The sequence below is a fragment of the Mesorhizobium sp. ES1-4 genome (genome assembly GCF_020164745.1).
GTDB lineage: Bacteria > Pseudomonadota > Alphaproteobacteria > Rhizobiales > Rhizobiaceae > Mesorhizobium.
In genome coordinates, this window is sequence record NZ_JAIUGV010000005.1 from 382,680 (window position 1) to 399,102 (window position 16,423).

Annotated in this window: 18 protein-coding genes and 1 tRNA gene; 7 read left to right on the top strand and 12 right to left on the bottom strand. The window is 63.7% G+C overall.

Translation table 11 applies throughout. The features are described 5' to 3' along the window. Positions 1 to 4 precede the first annotated feature (4 nt). Positions 5 to 1,048, bottom strand: a complete 1,044-nt coding sequence (locus tag LB556_RS12480) for a hypothetical protein (protein WP_224567416.1) — start codon at positions 1,046 to 1,048, stop codon at positions 5 to 7. Positions 1,049 to 1,493: 445 nt separating this feature from the next. Between LB556_RS12480 and LB556_RS12485 the strand changes: the two genes are divergently transcribed. The 3 genes from LB556_RS12485 (at position 1,494) to LB556_RS12495 (ending at position 4,821) form a co-directional block, all read left to right on the top strand. Continuing rightward, positions 1,494 to 2,045 carry a sigma-70 family RNA polymerase sigma factor gene (locus LB556_RS12485; RefSeq protein WP_224567417.1) on the top strand — a complete coding sequence of 184 codons (552 nt, stop codon included), beginning with the start codon at positions 1,494 to 1,496 and terminating at the stop codon, positions 2,043 to 2,045. Between the two features lies 1 nt (position 2,046). Beyond that, positions 2,047 to 2,685 (top strand): NrsF family protein, encoded by a 639-nt coding sequence (locus LB556_RS12490; RefSeq protein WP_224567419.1) that lies wholly within the window; start codon positions 2,047 to 2,049, stop codon positions 2,683 to 2,685. A gap of 210 nt (positions 2,686 to 2,895) precedes the next feature. Next, complete coding sequence (locus tag LB556_RS12495) at positions 2,896 to 4,821, top strand: PAS domain S-box protein (protein ID WP_224567421.1); 1,926 nt, start codon at positions 2,896 to 2,898, stop codon at positions 4,819 to 4,821. 64 nt (positions 4,822 to 4,885) lie between these two features. Here LB556_RS12495 and LB556_RS12500 read toward each other — a convergent pair whose 3' ends face one another. From LB556_RS12500 to LB556_RS12530, 7 genes are all read right to left on the bottom strand, one after another. Further along, positions 4,886 to 5,764 (bottom strand): 3-hydroxybutyryl-CoA dehydrogenase, encoded by an 879-nt coding sequence (locus LB556_RS12500; RefSeq protein WP_224567423.1) that lies wholly within the window; start codon positions 5,762 to 5,764, stop codon positions 4,886 to 4,888. A 212-nt stretch (positions 5,765 to 5,976) separates the two neighbouring features. Then, on the bottom strand, positions 5,977 to 6,906 hold the full coding sequence (locus LB556_RS12505) for an electron transfer flavoprotein subunit alpha/FixB family protein (RefSeq protein WP_224567425.1): 930 nt from the start codon (positions 6,904 to 6,906) through the stop codon (positions 5,977 to 5,979). Positions 6,907 to 7,062: 156 nt separating this feature from the next. Beyond that, entirely contained in the window at positions 7,063 to 7,812 is a 750-nt protein-coding gene (locus LB556_RS12510; RefSeq protein ID WP_224567427.1) for an electron transfer flavoprotein subunit beta/FixA family protein, read from the bottom strand. Between the two features lie 180 nt (positions 7,813 to 7,992). Further along, positions 7,993 to 8,793, bottom strand: a complete 801-nt coding sequence (locus tag LB556_RS12515) for a rhomboid family intramembrane serine protease (protein WP_224567429.1) — start codon at positions 8,791 to 8,793, stop codon at positions 7,993 to 7,995. A 33-nt stretch (positions 8,794 to 8,826) separates the two neighbouring features. Continuing rightward, complete coding sequence (locus LB556_RS12520; RefSeq protein WP_224567431.1) at positions 8,827 to 9,408, bottom strand: cob(I)yrinic acid a,c-diamide adenosyltransferase; 582 nt, start codon at positions 9,406 to 9,408, stop codon at positions 8,827 to 8,829. Positions 9,409 to 9,426: 18 nt separating this feature from the next. Beyond that, positions 9,427 to 9,618 (bottom strand): twin transmembrane helix small protein, encoded by a 192-nt coding sequence (locus tag LB556_RS12525; protein ID WP_224567434.1) that lies wholly within the window; start codon positions 9,616 to 9,618, stop codon positions 9,427 to 9,429. 24 nt (positions 9,619 to 9,642) lie between these two features. Further along, positions 9,643 to 10,509, bottom strand: coding sequence for an SDR family oxidoreductase (locus tag LB556_RS12530; protein WP_224567435.1), 867 nt, complete (start codon positions 10,507 to 10,509; stop codon positions 9,643 to 9,645). A 58-nt stretch (positions 10,510 to 10,567) separates the two neighbouring features. Here LB556_RS12530 and LB556_RS12535 point away from each other — a divergent pair, with 58 nt between their 5' ends. Next, positions 10,568 to 11,419 carry a YihY/virulence factor BrkB family protein gene (locus tag LB556_RS12535; protein WP_224567437.1) on the top strand — a complete coding sequence of 284 codons (852 nt, stop codon included), beginning with the start codon at positions 10,568 to 10,570 and terminating at the stop codon, positions 11,417 to 11,419. On the opposite strand, the gene LB556_RS12540 is transcribed toward LB556_RS12535, so the two are convergent. Together LB556_RS12540 and gluQRS are read right to left on the bottom strand one after the other, a co-directional pair. Then, positions 11,389 to 12,291, bottom strand: coding sequence for a DMT family transporter (locus LB556_RS12540; protein WP_224567438.1), 903 nt, complete (start codon positions 12,289 to 12,291; stop codon positions 11,389 to 11,391). The two genes, LB556_RS12535 and LB556_RS12540, sit on opposite strands and share 31 nt — an antisense overlap. A 149-nt stretch (positions 12,292 to 12,440) precedes the next feature. Continuing rightward, positions 12,441 to 13,316, bottom strand: a complete 876-nt coding sequence (gene gluQRS / locus LB556_RS12545) for a tRNA glutamyl-Q(34) synthetase GluQRS (RefSeq protein WP_224567439.1) — start codon at positions 13,314 to 13,316, stop codon at positions 12,441 to 12,443. Between the two features lie 75 nt (positions 13,317 to 13,391). Between gluQRS and LB556_RS12550 the strand changes: the two genes are divergently transcribed. Continuing rightward, the gene (locus LB556_RS12550) at positions 13,392 to 14,033 is read left to right on the top strand and encodes a DNA-3-methyladenine glycosylase family protein (protein ID WP_224567440.1); all 642 of its coding nucleotides are present in this window, start codon (positions 13,392 to 13,394) and stop codon (positions 14,031 to 14,033) included. 188 nt (positions 14,034 to 14,221) lie between these two features. Beyond that, on the top strand, positions 14,222 to 14,779 hold the full coding sequence (locus LB556_RS12555; protein WP_027143453.1) for an HNH endonuclease: 558 nt from the start codon (positions 14,222 to 14,224) through the stop codon (positions 14,777 to 14,779). 152 nt (positions 14,780 to 14,931) lie between these two features. Here the strand turns inward: LB556_RS12555 and LB556_RS12560 are convergent, their stop codons facing one another. Further along, positions 14,932 to 15,450 (bottom strand): disulfide bond formation protein B, encoded by a 519-nt coding sequence (locus LB556_RS12560; RefSeq protein WP_224567441.1) that lies wholly within the window; start codon positions 15,448 to 15,450, stop codon positions 14,932 to 14,934. An 80-nt stretch (positions 15,451 to 15,530) separates the two neighbouring features. After that, on the bottom strand, positions 15,531 to 16,124 hold the full coding sequence (locus tag LB556_RS12565; RefSeq protein ID WP_224567442.1) for a YqaA family protein: 594 nt from the start codon (positions 16,122 to 16,124) through the stop codon (positions 15,531 to 15,533). A gap of 180 nt (positions 16,125 to 16,304) precedes the next feature. Here LB556_RS12565 and LB556_RS12570 point away from each other — a divergent pair. Continuing rightward, positions 16,305 to 16,389, top strand: a tRNA-Leu gene (locus tag LB556_RS12570). Positions 16,390 to 16,423: the final 34 nt, after the last annotated feature.

Consider the following 16,423-nt stretch of genomic DNA (forward strand, 5'->3'; position numbering starts at 1 on the left):
CGCCTCAGCCTTTCGTGGCGGTGAGCGTCACACCGCCTGTGATGGCACGCGATCCGCTCTCGCCGATCGTGAAGACATGGACGTTGAAGGACTTTGAGCCACGGAAGGCGGCGTCCTTCGGTTCCATCTCGACAGCGATCTCGGTCATCTGGCGCGGCTGCAGCGAAAGCGTTCTCGGGACGATCCTGACCGACCAGTCGTCCGGAACGGGGAACCGGCCATAGGCCTGTTCCTCGAGGGCTCTGGCCCAGCGCGCCTTGCTCTCGGTGAGCCGCGGGATGTCCGTGCGCTCGTCCGGCCCTTGGCCGCGTGGCGGGACGCATGGCCGCAGCTTCGGCAGGGTGTAGCAGTCCGCCTCGATCTGGAAGCGGCGGACCACCGAGGCCTCGTTGCGCACGTTGAAAACGAACCTTGCCGGGGATTGCATCTCGGCAATGTTGACGTTCTTCTGGCCAAGGTTGTTGCTGGGGTTGGCGTCATCGCCCCAGGAGAGCTGTGCCTGCAGGCAATAGTGGCCGCCGGTGGCGGGCGTGGTCCAACTGAACTCGGCATAGGCGGGGCAATCGGCCGTGCCCTTGGCTCCGAGGTTGACGGCGGCGTTGGCGATCGGACGGGAAACGGTCTGCGCGCCGAAGGACAGGTAGGACAGCGCCACCCCGACGCCGACGGCCGGGGCATCGTAGGACCCGTTCCAGACACGCACGCGGACGCGATATGCATGTGATGGCTGGAGCGCGCCGCTGACTGGCGCGGCGCCGTCGAAAATGTCGATGTCGGGATTGTCCCAGGTGACCGCGAGCCCCTGCGCCATCAGATAGTACTGGGCATAGAGAAGAGGATCGGCGCGCTTGTAGACATCGGGCGGCAGCTGGATACAGCAGTCGTTCCGTGCCGGGCTTGGCGGCCGCTGGCCCTTGGCCAGCCGGCACAGCAGCATGCGAATGGTCGCAAACAGCACCTTCAGCCCGGCGGCTAGACGCTTCCAGAATTCCGCGGCGAACAACAGCAGCGCCGCGGTTCTGACGTGGTTGACCAGAGATCCCGCCATGTCGTGTTTCCCACGCTGAAAGGACGCAACGGTAATGTTTTCCTGGCGGGCGTGTCCCCGCCGGTTGTCCAGAGGCTATTTCTTCAGTGATCGTTGTCTTCTGTAGAAGTAGACGGCGGCGAAAAGGACTATGGCTGCAATGACAAGGCTGGCCTCGAAAGTACCCGAGCCATTGTCGGGAGAAAATCCAAAAAAGCGTTCAATGAAATCCATTTCGGCCGCCCTCCGATCCTTTGACGCTACAGAAAGCTTTACCTAACGTCAATCCAAGGACTGGGTCCGCGCTGTCCCTTCCGCCGGGGGCCGGGTACCGGGGACCCTGTCGGCGAATTTCGCGGGCGATCCAGCAAACTTTCGTGATTTGCGGGTAGATTGGCTTGGACATTATTTCGCCGGCCACGTAACAAATCAGTGCCGAGGCGCGAAGACCGGGGAGTGAACTCTTGTGAGCGGCAAGGACGAGGCCGAGCTTTCCCGGCTGATGCGGGCCGCGATCGCGGGAGATGAAAGGGCCTACGCCGACTTTCTCCACCGGATTGCCGCGCTGATCCGCGGCTTTGTCCGGCGCAAGATCGTGCAGGGCGGGGTCGATCCCGAGGACGTCGTGCAGGAAACCTTGCTGGCCATTCATGTGAAACGACATACCTGGCGCCAGGACGCGGCAGTGCTGCCCTGGGTCTATGCGATTGCTCGTTTCAAGCTCATCGATGCGTTCCGGCGGCGCGGACGGCGCATCGAGATCGATGTCGACGACATCGCCGAGACGTTCGCGGAACCGGAAACGGAAACCGTCAGCGAACGCGACATAAACCGGGCGCTCGACGGACTGCCGCCGGCACAGCGTTCCGTGGTTTCGGCCGTGTCCGTGGAGGGCCGCTCGATCGGCGAGACGGCGGCGAAGTTCGGCATCAGCGAGACGGCGGTGCGTGTGTCGCTGCACCGGGGACTTGCCGCCATAGCCAGGCGATTCGGACAGGGGCGGTTCGGACGGGAATGACATGAAGACCGACGATCTCATCAAGGCGCTCGACGCCGATGCCCGCAGCAAGGCGATGCCATTGCGCTCGGCCTGGTGGCTGGCCGCGGGTGCGGCCGCCGTCGTCGCGGCCGCGGTTTTCATGATGACGATCGGACCGCGCCCCGACTTCATGGCAGCCGCGCACACGATACGCTTCCTGTCCAAGTTTGCTTTCACCATCGTGCTCGCCGTCACTGCCTTTGCGCTGATCAGGGCGCTGTCGACGCCAGGTGCGGCGACAGGCCGGGCAATGGCGGCGATGATCATCGCGCCGCTGCTGGTCGCGGTGGCCGTGGTGCTGGAACTCTTCATGGTGCCGCAGGCGCTGTGGAGCACACGTCTGATCGGCTCGAACATGATGATCTGCATGAGCTTCATCCCGCTGATCGGTATCGGCCCGCTGGCCATCTTCCTGTGGATGCTGCGCTATGGCGCGCCGACACGGCCGGTTCTTGCCGGCGCGGTCGCGGGGCTGCTTGCCGGCGGCCTGGCGGCAACCTTCTATGCCGCGCACTGCTTCGACGACTCGCCGCTCTTCGTTGCCACCTGGTACACGATCGCCATCGCGGCTCTCACTTTGCTTGGTGCGCTCGGCGGGCGGCTTTTCGTGCGCTGGTAGCTGGATAACCGCGTCAACACCTTGTGAATACCGATCCTTAATCATGCCGGCAATTGTTTGCCGGTTGTCCATATCGCCGACCCCCCGACGCAACCTTTCCTTAAAATCGATCCTTCAGGGTTTTAACGGAAAAGGCGATTGCCCACGGGGGTGGCAAAAATCGTGAAGTTACGAGGACTCATCAGGCCTTGCGGACATGCGGCGCTGGCCTTGGCTGTAGCCGGCCTTGCCGCGGCGGTGGCCTCGATCGTGCTGCCGAGGCTGGACCTTGACGCCGAGGCGCTCGGGCTCTGCCTTCGGGTGTCGTTCGCATTGGCGGCCGGGGCGCTCCTGCTCGCCGCCGTGTTCATCACGCGCATTTCCGATGACCGGCGGCAGATCGCGGAAAGCGAGCAGCGGTTCCGCCGAGCCATGGAAGACTCGGCCATCGGCATCGCCATTGTCAGCCTCGACGGGCGTATTCTCCAGGCCAATCCAGCCTTCGCCTCCATGCTTGGCTACAGCCGCGAGGAAATCGAGGCGCTGACCTTCTTCCAGCTCACACATCCCGACGATCTGCAGATCGGCCAGGAAACCATGGAAAGCATGAGAGCTGGCGCGGTCAACGCCTTCCAATTCGAGAAGCGTTACCTCAAGAAGGATGGCACGCCCATTTGGGCCAACCTTGCCGGATCGGTCATTCGAAACCAGAAAAGCGACCGCCCTCTCTACCTCGTCTCACAGATCGAGGACATAGACGCGCGCAAGCAGGCCGAAGCGCGCATCGCCGAGGCGGAGACGCGCTGGAATTTCGCGCTGGCTAGCGCCGGTCAAGGTGTCTGGGACCTGGACATGCGCAAGGGCGGCACCACTTATTCCTCCACCTGGGTCAAGATGCTGGGCTACGGGGAGGGCGAACTCGATGGCGACCCCGACCGCTGGCTGACGATGATCCATCCAGACGACCGCGCCGCGGTCGAGGAGGCCGATCGCGCCCATCTGGACGGCAAGACGGAATTCTTCGAGGCCGAGTTCAGGATGCGCCACAAGGACGGCCGCTGGATCTGGATCCTCGACCGCGGCAAGGCCATCGAGCGCGATGCGGACGGACAACTGATCAGAGCGATCGGCAGCTTGACCGATATCACCCGGCGCAAGCAGGCCGAAGAACGGCTCACCATCTCGGCGGCGATGCTGGCCGACGAGAAGGAGCGGCTGAGGGTGACGCTGCAGTCCATCGGCGACGCGGTCATCTGCACCGATGCGGCGAACCGCGTCACCTTCATGAACCCGGTGGCCGAGACACTGACCGGCGTTTCCGGCGACGAGGCACTGGGCAAGACACTGAGCCATGTCTACTGGGCGGTCGACGAGGAGACCGGCCACAGGATCGGCACGACGCGGCCCGTGACGGGCGAAGAGGCGCCCTCCGACCAGAACAGCCGCGCGGTGCTCATCCGGCGCGACGACACACGCTGCAGCATCCGTCAGGTCGTGTCGCCGATCATCAACGAGCACAACGAATTCGGCGGACTGGTCATCGTCTTCCAGGACTTCACCGATGCTCGCGCCCTACAGCGCCAGCTTGTCCATGCGGCATCGCATGATGCGCTGACCGGCCTTGCCAACCGTTCGAGTTTCATCCGCGCCATGGAGGAACTGGTCGATCGGGCGCGCCAGGACGGCGCGGCGGCTGGGGACCGCCATCAGTTCATGTACGTCGACCTCGACCATTTCAAGCTGGTCAACGACACCGGCGGTCACGCCGCGGGAGACGCCTTGCTGAAGCGGGTCGCCGAGGCCGTGCGCGGGGTGCTTGGTCCTGAAGACATCGTCGCGCGGCTGGGTGGCGACGAATTCGCCGTCATCCTGAAATCGGGTTCGACGATCGGCGCCAGGATCGCGGCGCGCTCCATCATCGATGCGATAGCGGGTCTCAACTTCACCTGGGATGGCCGGCCGCACGCGATCGGCGCCAGCGTCGGGCTGACGGCGATCCGCGCCAATTGCGGCGAAGCCGACGAGATCATCGCAAGGGCCGACGCCGCCTGCTATGCGGCCAAGGCGGCGGGCCGCGGATGCATTTCGGTGGCGCCGGGCGGCAAGATCAGCGACGACAGGTCGGAACCGCCAAAGCCGCTCGCCGCGGCGTCGTGAGCGGCAGCCGCATCCGCACGGTTCATCGTTTCACGGAAACGCCGAACCTTGTCCTGGAATTGCGTCAGCGCGTCGGGACCGGGTGCTCGCCGCGATAGTCGTAGAAGCCGCGTCCGGTCTTGCGGCCGAGCCAGCCGGCCTCGACATATTTGACCAGCAGCGGGCAGGGGCGGTACTTCGAATCCGACAGGCCGTCATGCAGCACCTGCATGATCGACAGGCAGGTGTCGAGGCCGATGAAATCGGCAAGCTGCAGCGGTCCCATCGGATGGTTGGCACCGAGCCGCATGGCGGTGTCGATGGCGTCAACCGAGCCGACGCCTTCATAGAGAGTGTAGATCGCCTCATTGATCATCGGCAAAAGGATGCGGTTGACGATGAAGGCCGGGAAATCCTCGGAGACCGTGATCGTCTTGTCGAGCTGCTTCACATAGGTCTTCGCCGCCTCGAAGGTCTGGTCCTCGGTGGCGATGCCGCGCACCAGTTCGACCAGCTTCATCAGCGGAACCGGGTTCATGAAATGTATGCCGATGAACCGCTCCGGCCGGTCAGTCTGCGCGGCCAGCCGTGTGATCGAAATCGACGAAGTGTTGGTCGCCAGGATCGCTTCGGGGTTGAGCTGCGGGCAGAGCTGCGCATAGATCTTGCGCTTGACGGTCTCGTCCTCGGTCGCCGCCTCGATCACCAGATCGGCGCCGGCAAGATCGGCCATCGCCGGTGCCGACGTGATGCGCCCCATGGCCTGGTTGCGGAGTTTCTCGTCGAGCTTGCCTGATCCCACCTGACGGGCCATGTTGCCGCTGATGGTGGCGATGCCCTTCTCGATGCGGTCCGGCGATACATCGTAGATCAGCACCTTATAGCCCGAAAGCGCTGAGACGTGGGCGATGCCGCCGCCCATCTGGCCCGCACCAATGATGCCGATCGTCTCGATCTTGCTCATTTTACCCGATCCCGTCCGGAGCGTTTTTCGCCAGAATCGCGAACCGCCCCATCTCTTTGTTTTTCCCGCAATTCCCGGCGCAAAAAACCTGCGCACTGCCGCTGGAATTGCTCTAAGCCCTAGTCACTGATTATTGTGCGGTGCAAACTAAAAGGGCGGGGCGACTTCGTCTACCCCGCCCCTAGCAATTTAATACGGTTTGCGCGGAAGCGTCAAAGCGCCTTCTGCAACTCCGGCAGGATGACGAAGAGGTCGCCGACGAGGCCGTAGTCGGCAACCTGGAAGATCGGTGCCTCCTCGTCCTTGTTGATGGCGACGATGACCTTCGAATCCTTCATGCCGGCCAGGTGCTGGATGGCACCGGAGATGCCGACCGCGATGTAGAGGTCGGGGGCGACGACCTTGCCGGTCTGGCCGACCTGCCAGTCGTTCGGGGCGTAGCCGGCATCGACGGCGGCGCGGGACGCGCCGACGGCGGCACCGAGCTTGTCGGCGACCGGCAGGATGACTTCCTGGAATTTTTCCGAGGAGCCGAGCGCGCGGCCACCCGAGATGATGATCTTGGCCGAGGTCAGCTCCGGGCGGTCGGTTTCAGACAGCTTGTTCTCGACGAAGGTGGACAGGCCTGGATTGGCCGCCGCCTGAACCGTCTCGACCGAAGCCGAGCCGCCGTCCGGTGCCGCCTGGAAAGAGGCGGTGCGCACGGTGATGACCTTCTTGGCGTCGCTCGACTGCACCGTCTGGATGGCGTTGCCGGCATAGATCGGCCGCTTGAAGGTGTCCGGCGAGACCACCTCGATGATCTCGGAGACCTGCGCCACATCGAGCAGGGCCGCCACGCGCGGCGCGATGTTCTTGCCGGCGGATGTCGCCGGCGCGATGATCGTGTCGTAGGCACCGGCCAGCGAGACGACCAGTGCCGCCGTCGGCTCGGCCAGGCGCTCGGCGAGTTCGTCGGCTTCGGCCAGCAGTACCTTGCTCACGCCTTTGAGCTTGGCAGCGGCATCCGCCGCACCCTTGGCGGCCTTGCCGGCGACCAGCACATGCACGTCCGAGCCGATCTGCAGGGCGGCCGAAAGCGCCTTGGCTGTCTGGTCGGAAAGGGTGGCATTGTCGTGTTCGGCGATGAGGAGAATTGCCATTGTTTATCCCTGACTTTCGTCTTCGAAGCTCCCTGAAATCCGGTCAGGCCGAGCCGAAAACGGTTGGTTTCGAGAACCGGAGCGGAGCGTACATCCGTACGTGAGCACCGGAAGCGCAGAAGCCAGCCGTTTGCAGGCCGGCCTCATCGGATTTCCTTACAGCACGCCGGCTTCGTTCTTGAGCTTGTCGACCAACTCGGCGACGCTCTTGACCTTGACGCCCGCCTTGCGGCCGCCGGGCTCCTCGGTCTTGATGACCTTGAGACGTGGTGTGACGTCGGCGCCGTAGTCGGCCGGGCTCTTCTCGTCGAGCGGCTTCTTCTTGGCCTTCATGATGTTGGGCAGCGAGGCATAGCGCGGCTGGTTGAGGCGAAGGTCGGCGGTCACGATCACCGGCATCTTCAGCTCCACCGTCTGCAGGCCGCCGTCGACCTCGCGCGTCACCTTGGCATGGTCGCCGTCGAGCACGACCTTGGAAGCGAAAGTGCCCTGCGCCCAGCCCAGAAGCGCCGCCAGCATCTGACCGGTCTGATTGGAGTCGTCGTCGATCGCCTGCTTGCCGAGGATGACAAGGCCGGGCTTTTCCGCCTCGACCACGCCCTTCAGCACCTTGGCGACGCCGAGCGGCTCGGTCTGCTCGTCGGTCTTGACCAGGATGGCGCGGTCGGCGCCCATTGCGAGCGCGGTGCGCAGCGTTTCCTGCGCCTGCTGCGGGCCTATCGACACGACGATGATCTCTTCGGCCTTGCCGGCTTCCTTGAGCCGGATCGCTTCCTCGACCGCGATCTCGTCGAACGGGTTCATCGCCATCTTGACGTTGGCGAGTTCCACTGCCGAACCATCAGCCTTCACGCGAACCTTCACATTCGCATCCACAACCCGCTTTACGGGCACAAGGATCTTCATTTGCCTTCACCTCTTCACGCTAGTTGGGCGCGCTATAGCAGCCTGCGCCTTTTCTGAGTTGTCGAAAGCCGACATCCAGGATGGAAATTCCGGTCTTTGACCGCCTTGGGCCTAGGCGGAGACGTTTCCGTAGTTGGGGCAACCCTGGACGTCAATACGCTGAAAGCGGCTCAAATCGGTTCAGTTTGGGCCGGAAGGGTTTCCTCGGCCCCAGCGCGCCGTGGTGGCCGGCGGCTCGGGCACCGCTGGCTCAGCGGCAACAGGCGGTTGGCCGGGAGCAGGGGCCGCGGTATCCTCGTCAGCGGCGGCAAAAAGCGGCACGCCGCGGCTGCGCAAAACCAGCACCAGAACCGCGCCCGCAATGATGCCGCCGATGTGGCAGGCCCAGGAGATCTGATCTTCACCGCCGGCCGCGAACATGACGACCTGGAACAGCACCCACAGGACGAGCGGGATGAAGGCCGGAATGCGCAAAGGGATCCGGGCAAAGGCAAGCACCCACACCTTCACCCTGGGATAGAGGATCAGGTAGGCGACGACCACGCCGGCAATGGCGCCGGAGGCACCGATCAGCGGCACCTGCGAGTCCCAGGCGACCAGTCCCTGGAAGGCGGCTCCGGCGGCGGCGCAAAGGAGATAGAAGATCAGGTAGCGGATGTGGCCGAGCGCGTCCTCGACATTGTCGCCGAACACCCAAAGGAACAGCATGTTGCCGCCGAGATGGAAAATGTCGGCGTGCAGGAAGGAGTAGCTGAGGTAGCTGAGGCTCTCGGGGATGATGACAAAGCGAGGGTCGAGCTCGGCTGTGTCGTGAACGACGGAGGGGATGAAGCCGAGCCCAAGCACCGCGGCATTGGTGAAGTTCTCGCCGCCGAGCGCGGTGGCGCAATAGACCACGGCGTTGGCGACGATCAGCCCGATCGTCACATATTGAAGCCTGATATGGCGCAGCCTGTTGGTGTCGTATAGCGGGATGAACATCTGTCGTCTGCCCCCTCCCGCCTTTCGGTCCGTTCAGCGGTTCTTGCCGGGAACCCATAGCACGTCGGCATTTCCATTGTCATTGACCGCCCGCGCGGCGACAAACAGGAAATCCGAGACGCGGTTGATGTATTTCAGCCCGTCGCGGTTGACATGTTCGGCCGGGTCCTGCGCCAGGGCCACCATCAGGCGCTCGGCTCGCCTGGCCACGGTGCGGGCGAGATGGAGAGCGGCCGCGGCCGGCGTGCCGCCGTTCAGCACGAAGGATTTGAGCGGCTGGAGGTCCTTGTTGAGAAGGTCGATGTCGTGCTCGACGCGGTCGGTCTGGACGGCAACGATGCGCAGCGGCTCGTAACCAAGCGGCTTGCCGTCATCAGGCACGGCGAGATCGGCGCCGAGGTCGAAAAGGTCGTTCTGGATGCGGGCCAGCATGGCGTCGATCGCCGGATGGCCCTGCGCGGTGTGCACGCGAGCCATGCCGATGCAGGCATTGGCTTCGTCGACCGTGCCATAGGCGTCGACCCTGAGATCGGATTTCAGCCGCCGCTCACCGGTGCCAAGGCCGGTTGTGCCGTCGTCTCCGGTGCGGGTGTAGATCTTGTTGAGCTTGACCACATCGCCTCCCGAAAGGCCTCACTTGCGGGTGAAATACACGGCCAGCAGGATCAGCGCCAGCGCCACGGCCTGCAGCAGAACGCGGGCCTGCATCAGCTTGTTGGAGGTCACACCGGAACCGCCACGCATCATGTTGACGAGGCCCCTGATCAGCACGACCACCACGGCGGCCATGACCAGAATGGCAAGGATGTTGAAGACGGTGCCCATTTTGCGTTCCAGTTCTTTTCTTGTTCAAGCGCGTTTGGCGAGCAGGCGGTGGAGCATCGATGCCGGCAGGATGCGTTTGAGCATGGCGCCGATTTTAGCTGACATTGTTACCACATAGTGCGGGCGTGGGCGCCGCGACAGAAGTGCATGGCGAAGCACCTTGTGGACCACTTCCGGCCCCGGCTTCAGTGCCGACTGGCTGCCGCCGGCGCGCATGCGCTCGAGTTGCGCGGCGTAGTCGGCGCGATGCACCGAATTCTCATGGTCGATATTCCTCAGGAACCAGGGCAGGCCATTGCTGGCGATCTTCGACTTCACCGGCCCCGGCTCGATCAGCGAGACATGGATGCCGCTGCCGGCCAGTTCCTGGTGCTGGCAGAGCATCAAGGCCTCCAAGGCATGCTTGGAGGCCGAATAGGCGCCGCGAAAGCGCACAGGCACGAGACCCAGGATCGATGAGCAATGGACGAGGCGGCCGTGGCCCTGGCGGCGCATCGCCGGAAGCAGACGGCGGGTCAGGTCGTGCCAGCCGAAGAAATTCGCCTCGAACTGCTCTTTGAGCGCTGCGACGGGCAGGTCCTCGACGGCACCCGCCTGCGCGTAGGCGCCGTTATTGAACAGCGCGTCGAGCCTGCCGCCGGTGCGATCGAGCACCGCTGTCACCAGCGCGGCGATCGATGCCGGTTCGGTGTAATCGAGATAAAAAGCCTCGATTCCGTCCGCTTCGAGTGCGGCGATATCTTGCGGCTTGCGCGCCGTCGCGAACACGCGCCAGCCCTCGGCCTTCAATGCACGGGCGCAATAGGCGCCTATGCCGGAAGATGCACCGGTGACGATGATGGTGCGCAACTCTGTTGCTTGCGAATTCGCGGTTTGACGAAGGGTTGCCATTTGCCGCATTCCCTTCCCATATTCGCGGCGTCGAGACAATCGAAGGGAGCGCGCGTTCTTGCTGCGGAAGATAGTCGCCCTGCGCCGCGTGCTCTACGACGCGATCGGCCATTTCAACACCGATGACGGTTGGGCTATGGCCAGCCATCTGGCGATCACGTCGCTGATGGCGCTGTTTCCGTTCCTGATCTTCGCCACGACGCTGGGCAGCTTCCTCGGCGCCGAGGCCTTTGCCGATACGGCGGTGCATCTGGTCTTCGATACATGGCCCGATCAGATCGCCAAGCCGATCGCGCGTGAGGTGCTGAACGTACTGACCGTCAGGCGCACCGATCTGTTGACCTATGGCGTGCTGCTTGCCGCCTATTTCGCGTCGAACGGCATCGAGGCGCTGCGCACGTCGCTCAACCGGGCCTATCGGGTCACGGAAACGCGCGGCATCATCTATCGCCGGGTGCAGAGCATCTTCTTCGTGCTGATCGCGACCGCGGGTTTCCTGGCGATCAGCGTGCTCCTGGTGTTCGCGCCCCTGCTGGCGCGGCTGGCGGAAGCCCATTTCATATGGATCAAACCTTATACGGGCACGATCACGTTGTGGCGTTACATCATTGCCTCGACCGTCATCATCGGCGGGCTGTTCGCCGTGCATTACTGGCTGCCGGCCGGCAAGCGTCGCTTCGTCTCGCTGGTGCCGGGCATCATCTTCACGCTGGTCGCGTGGCTTATCGGCTCGACAATGTTCGCCACCTATCTCGACCATTTCTCGTCCTATGTGACGACCTATGCCGGTCTCGCCTCCATCATGATCGCGGTGGTTTTCCTCTACATCGTCTCGGCGATCTTCATCCTCGGCGGCGAGCTCAACGCCGCGATCAGCCGTTATCTGGAGGCGCGTGCCCGCGTCGGTTGAGGCCTCGCGGGTCTCGCGGTTGCCAGGCCAACGCCGAAGGTCGTGATCGCCATGCCGACAATCTGCGGCGCGTTGAGCTGTTCGTTGAACAGGACCCAGGCGATGATGGCTGTCACCGCGGGCACCAGATAGAACAGCGAGGCCACCTTCGACATCTCGCCGTCGCGGATCATCACCATCAAAAGGAAGATGGCGCCGACCGACAGCACCAGCACAAGCCAGGCCATGGCGAAGATCAACTCGCCATTGATGACGACGGTATGCGTTTCGAAGGCAAGCGCGGCCAGGATCATCAGCGACGCTCCGCCGACATATTGCCACATGGTGGCCGCCACGAGGTCGCCGCCTGATGCAAAACGCTTCTGCCAGATGGTGCCGGCGGCCATGCCGAGCACGGAGACCAGCGAGGCGGTCAACGTCGCCGCCGTCACGCCGCCGCCGAGCGCACCGAGTTTCGGCCACAGAACGATGACGATGCCGATCAGGCCGATACCAAGGCCAAGCCAGTGGCGCGGCAGGATGGCTTCCCCGAGAAACTTGCCCGCGAGCACAGCGGTGATCAGCGGCTGCAGGCCGACAATCAGGGCGGAAAAACCGGCCGGCATGCCTCGGTGGATGGCCCAGAAAACCGCGCCGAGATAGACGCCATGCATCAGCATGCCGGCGCCGGCTGCATGAAGCGCCTCTTCACGTGTGGCTCGTTTCGAACCGAGTACCACCGTCAGGATGGCGAACAGGGCCGCCGCCAGCACGAAGCGCACGGCGAGGAACGTGAAGGGTTCCGCCCACGGCATGGCGTAACGCGCGCCGATGAAGCCCGTCGCCCAAAGGACGACGAAGGTGGCGGGGATGAACCGCTTGAGACTGCGCATGTTCCGAGACCGCCACGTTCATGAGGATTGATCGTCGCGATGCTCTAAGCCTGTTCAACCCGGCGCGCAAAACGAAACGATTGATCCATGCGTCACGAGAATTCAACGGGTGGCGCGTCCGGAGAGCGTTTTTCCTGACATTGCGCCGATCAAAGTCCAACCGTCCTCCTGACATCGTCCGGCGAAGCGCCTGCATCACGCAAGGCGGCGAGGCCGGTCGCCCTGAGGCTCTTCGACAGCTTTCGCCCGTCCGGCCCGAGGATCAGCCGATGATGGAAATAGGCGGGTGGCTGCAACCCCAGAATTTCCTGGAGCAGCCGCTGCACCCCGGTCGCGGAAAACAGGTCCTGTCCGCGCACGACATGACTGACCCCTTGCAGCGCGTCGTCCACGACGACAGCGAGGTGATAGCTGGTCGGGATGTCGCGGCGCGCCACGATCACGTCGCCCCAGTCCTGCGGACGGGCCTCGACCAAGTGCGTCGCTGATAATGTCTCATCGGTGAATTCGGTCCATGCGAGGTCCTTGCCGGCATGCGCCATGGCTGCTGTGACGTCCAGCCGCCAGGCGAAGGGAGCGTTCCCGGCGATGCGCCGTTTGCGTTCCTTCACCGGCAATGCCTTGTCCGCCGGTGGATAATGCGGCACCCCGTCGGGATCGCGCGGCCAGTCGCGCCCGCGCTTCTCTGTGTCGGCGATGAAAGCCCTGATCTCGCCGCGGCTCATGAAGGCGGGATAAACCAGTTCCTCGCGGATCAGCCGGTCCAGCACCGCCTCGTACCCGGCGAAATGCTCCGACTGGCGGCGCACCGGCTCTTCCCAGCCCAGGCCCAGCCACGTCAGGTCGGCAAGCATGTCGGCCTCGAAGCGCGGTGTGCAGCGCGCGGTGTCGATGTCTTCGACGCGCAGCAGCAGGCGGCCACCGCCGGCCTTTGCAAGCTTCTGGTTGAGCAGCGCCGAATAGGCGTGGCCCAGGTGAAGTTCGCCGTTGGGGCTGGGCGCGAAGCGGAATGTCAGGAGCGTCATGTCTCAGGCGGCAATCGGGTTGTGCTGCGGTTTTGGCCGTTGCTACTTTGTTGCACATTCGCGGACAAGGATACCATGCAGCGCATCGCGACACTGGACGACGTGGAGCGGGGGCTCGATGCGCTTTGCATCATCGACCCGCGCCTGGAAAGGGTGCGCGGCATGGCCGGCGAGGTTCCGCTCAGGCTTTCGGAACCGGACTTCAGGAGCCTGGCCTCGATCATCGTCTCGCAGCAAGTGTCCCGCGCCAGCGCCGACGCCATATTCGGCCGGCTGATCGCGCTGGTCGACCCGCTGACGCCGCAGGCGGTCCTGGCCGCGGGCGAGGACATGTTTCGCGAGGCCGGCCTGTCGCGGCCCAAGCAGCGCGGCCTGATCGCGGTTGCCCAGGCGGTAGCCGACGGGCTCGACCTCCATCACCTCTGCTCGCTCGACGCCGGGGAGGCGATCACCAGGATGACGGCCGTGCCCGGTATCGGTCCCTGGACGGCGGAAGTGTATCTGTTGTTTGCAGCCGGGCACCCCGACATTTTCCCGGCGCGCGACGTTGCTTTGCAGAGCGCCGTCGGCCACGCGCTGGGCATCGATCCACGTCCCGCGGAGAAAACACTGATCGCGTTGGCCGAATCATGGAGCCCGTGGCGAGGTGTCGCATCGCGGCTTTTCTGGTCCTATTATCGCGAAACCCGGGGCCGCGACGCCGCACCGCCGGCCTGAATCCGCAAAAAAGTATAAAAAACATGCATTTTTGGCGCTTCGCGCGAGCGACAATCCGCTTCACATCCCTGTCATGTCAGGCTTACAGTATCCGCGCCGAACGGTCGGGCTTTTGAAGCAGCGCGTGATCCATTCCGAAAGTCGAATTCGATTTTCGGGACCATGTGCGAACCAAGGAGGTCAACAAAGTGACGGTTGCCGTATCTCCGGATGGGCTTCCAGCGCTGGTGCTGAATGCGGATTACCGTCCGCTCAGCTATTACCCCTTGTCGCTCTGGTCCTGGCAGGATGCCATCAAGGCGGTGTTCCTCGACCGGGTGAACATTGTCGCCGAATACGAGCATGCGGTGTCCTCGCCGACCTTCTCGATGAAGCTGCCGAGCGTGGTCAGCCTGAAGGCCTATGTGAAGCCGTCCAGGCATCCGGCCTTCACTCGCTTCAACGTGTTCCTGCGCGACCGTTTCCAGTGCCAGTATTGCAGCACGCCCGACGACCTGACCTTCGACCATGTCATCCCTCGCCATCGCGGCGGCGCCACGACATGGGAGAATGTCGTCGCCGCCTGCTCGCCCTGTAATTTGAGGAAAGGCGGCATGATGCCGTCGCAAGCCAAGATGTGGCCGCTGCAGAAGCCGTACCAGCCGACCGTGCACGATCTGCACAACAATGGCCGGCTGTTCCCGCCGAACCATCTGCATGAAAGCTGGATGGATTATCTCTACTGGGATGTCGAACTCGAACCATAGAGTTCGGCAGAAATCCGCCATGCTGGCCGCCTGACGCAGCTTTCTGCGCTTCCGGTGCTCACGTACTTAAGTACGCTCCGGTCCGGTTCTCGAAAGCCGCGCCATTCGACTCAGCCTGCCGAATTTCTGGACGAACTCTGCGTCGCGCTGGTTCAATCGCGGGCCAGGGCGCCACGGAAGGCGACCGCGGCGAGGATCAGGCTGGCGATGGCGTTCCAGCCGGCCAGTGAGAGGCCAAGGATGCGCAGCGCCGCCTTGTCGCAGGAGGGCGGCACGAATTTGTCGAGCGCGTCGAGCACGCCCTTGCCGCCGGTGTCGACCGGGCCGGCGCCCGCCGTGCAATCGGCCGGGCCTTGCCACCAGCCCCATTCGACCCCGGAGTGATAGACGCCGAGATAGAGGCCGTAGAGCATCAGGAGGCCACCAATGGCCAGCAGGCCGCGCGTCAGCCATGCGGGAGCGCGCAGCATCGATGCAATCACCGCCAGCACCATCAAGGGCACGCCGATGTAATACGGCATGCGCTGTTCCAGACAGAGATGGCAGGGGATGTAGCCGCCAATGTGCTCGAAGCCGAGCGCCGAGCCAACGGTCGCCGCCATCGCGACCGCGAGAAACAAGGCCGCCCGTGTGCGTTGGCGTCCGGCATCGGCATTCATGGTCGCTGTCATTGGTCTCTTGTCCATCGTGTTTGCCGTCCGCCGGGTCTGCTTGCCGCGCTCCAAAACCATCACGCGGTCTAGAGAGAGCCTCAGAGGGCGTATTTGATCAGGATATAGAGCAAAATCAGGGCAACCGCGGCAGCGCCGGCGATCAAGCCCAGGCGCTTTTCGATGAATTCGCGGATTGGCTCGCCATAGCGGCGCAAAAGCCACGCCAGGAGCAGGAAGCGGCCGCCGCGCGCGATGATGGCGAGCACGATGAACAACGCCAGATTGACGCCAAGGGCGCCGGACAGGATCGTCACCACCTTGATGGGCGGCAGATGCGCCGCGCCCGATGTGACCAGCATCAGGACGATGAACTCGATGCTCACGCCCGCGGAGGAGCGCAATCGCTCGAACTCGTCATACTTGCCGTAGAATTCGAGGATCGGCCGCGCCACCGCGTCATAGGCGTAGTGGCCGATGAACCAGCCGGCAATGCCGCCCAACACCGAGGCGACGGTGGCGATCAGCGCGTAGCGATAGGCCCGGTCCGGCCGCGACAAAGCCATCGGCAGGTAGAGCACGTCGGCTGGCACCAGGAATACCGAGCTTTCGACGAAGGCGATGAAAGCCAGCCACCATTCGGCGGATTTGCGGGCCGCCAGCGACAAGGTCCAGTCGTACAGTCCGCGAAGCATCGGCTCTCCTATGGAACGGCCCGTCTGTCTAGAAAGGTTTTTCGCGCTGCACAATGGCCGCGGTCTTACAAATTGGAAAGGTGCCGTCTGGTCGCGGCTGTCAGCTGGTCTGCAAATTGGGCAGTTGACGAACAGGCCTCCGACCGTATAGTCCGCGCCCATCCAGGCCGCCCGGCCTGAGCCCCTATGGCGGAATTGGTAGACGCGCTCGACTCAAAATCGAGTTCCGCAAGGAGTGCTGGTTCGATCCCGGCTAGGGGCACCATTTTTCTGATCTCACGGCACTTACCTTCGCTCAT

What these genes read in the sequence shown, in the direction of transcription:
- LB556_RS12510 (WP_224567427.1), bottom strand. Translation starts at nt 7,812, where the DNA reads ATGAAGATCCTTGTGCCCGTAAAGCGGGTTGTGGATGCGAATGTGAAG.
- LB556_RS12515 (WP_224567429.1), bottom strand. Translation starts at nt 8,793, where the DNA reads ATGTTCATCCCGCTATACGACACCAACAGGCTGCGCCATATCAGGCTT.
- LB556_RS12560 (WP_224567441.1), bottom strand. Translation starts at nt 15,450, where the DNA reads ATGACAGCGACCATGAATGCCGATGCCGGACGCCAACGCACACGGGCG.
- LB556_RS12525 (WP_224567434.1), bottom strand. Translation starts at nt 9,618, where the DNA reads ATGGGCACCGTCTTCAACATCCTTGCCATTCTGGTCATGGCCGCCGTG.
- LB556_RS12480 (WP_224567416.1), bottom strand. Translation starts at nt 1,048, where the DNA reads ATGGCGGGATCTCTGGTCAACCACGTCAGAACCGCGGCGCTGCTGTTG.
- LB556_RS12500 (WP_224567423.1), bottom strand. Translation starts at nt 5,764, where the DNA reads ATGAGCAAGATCGAGACGATCGGCATCATTGGTGCGGGCCAGATGGGC.
- LB556_RS12565 (WP_224567442.1), bottom strand. Translation starts at nt 16,124, where the DNA reads ATGCTTCGCGGACTGTACGACTGGACCTTGTCGCTGGCGGCCCGCAAA.
- LB556_RS12505 (WP_224567425.1), bottom strand. Translation starts at nt 6,906, where the DNA reads ATGGCAATTCTCCTCATCGCCGAACACGACAATGCCACCCTTTCCGAC.
- gluQRS (WP_224567439.1), bottom strand. Translation starts at nt 13,316, where the DNA reads ATGACGCTCCTGACATTCCGCTTCGCGCCCAGCCCCAACGGCGAACTT.
- LB556_RS12550 (WP_224567440.1), top strand. Translation starts at nt 13,392, where the DNA reads ATGCAGCGCATCGCGACACTGGACGACGTGGAGCGGGGGCTCGATGCG.
- LB556_RS12540 (WP_224567438.1), bottom strand. Translation starts at nt 12,291, where the DNA reads ATGCGCAGTCTCAAGCGGTTCATCCCCGCCACCTTCGTCGTCCTTTGG.
- LB556_RS12530 (WP_224567435.1), bottom strand. Translation starts at nt 10,509, where the DNA reads ATGGCAACCCTTCGTCAAACCGCGAATTCGCAAGCAACAGAGTTGCGC.
- LB556_RS12490 (WP_224567419.1), top strand. Translation starts at nt 2,047, where the DNA reads ATGAAGACCGACGATCTCATCAAGGCGCTCGACGCCGATGCCCGCAGC.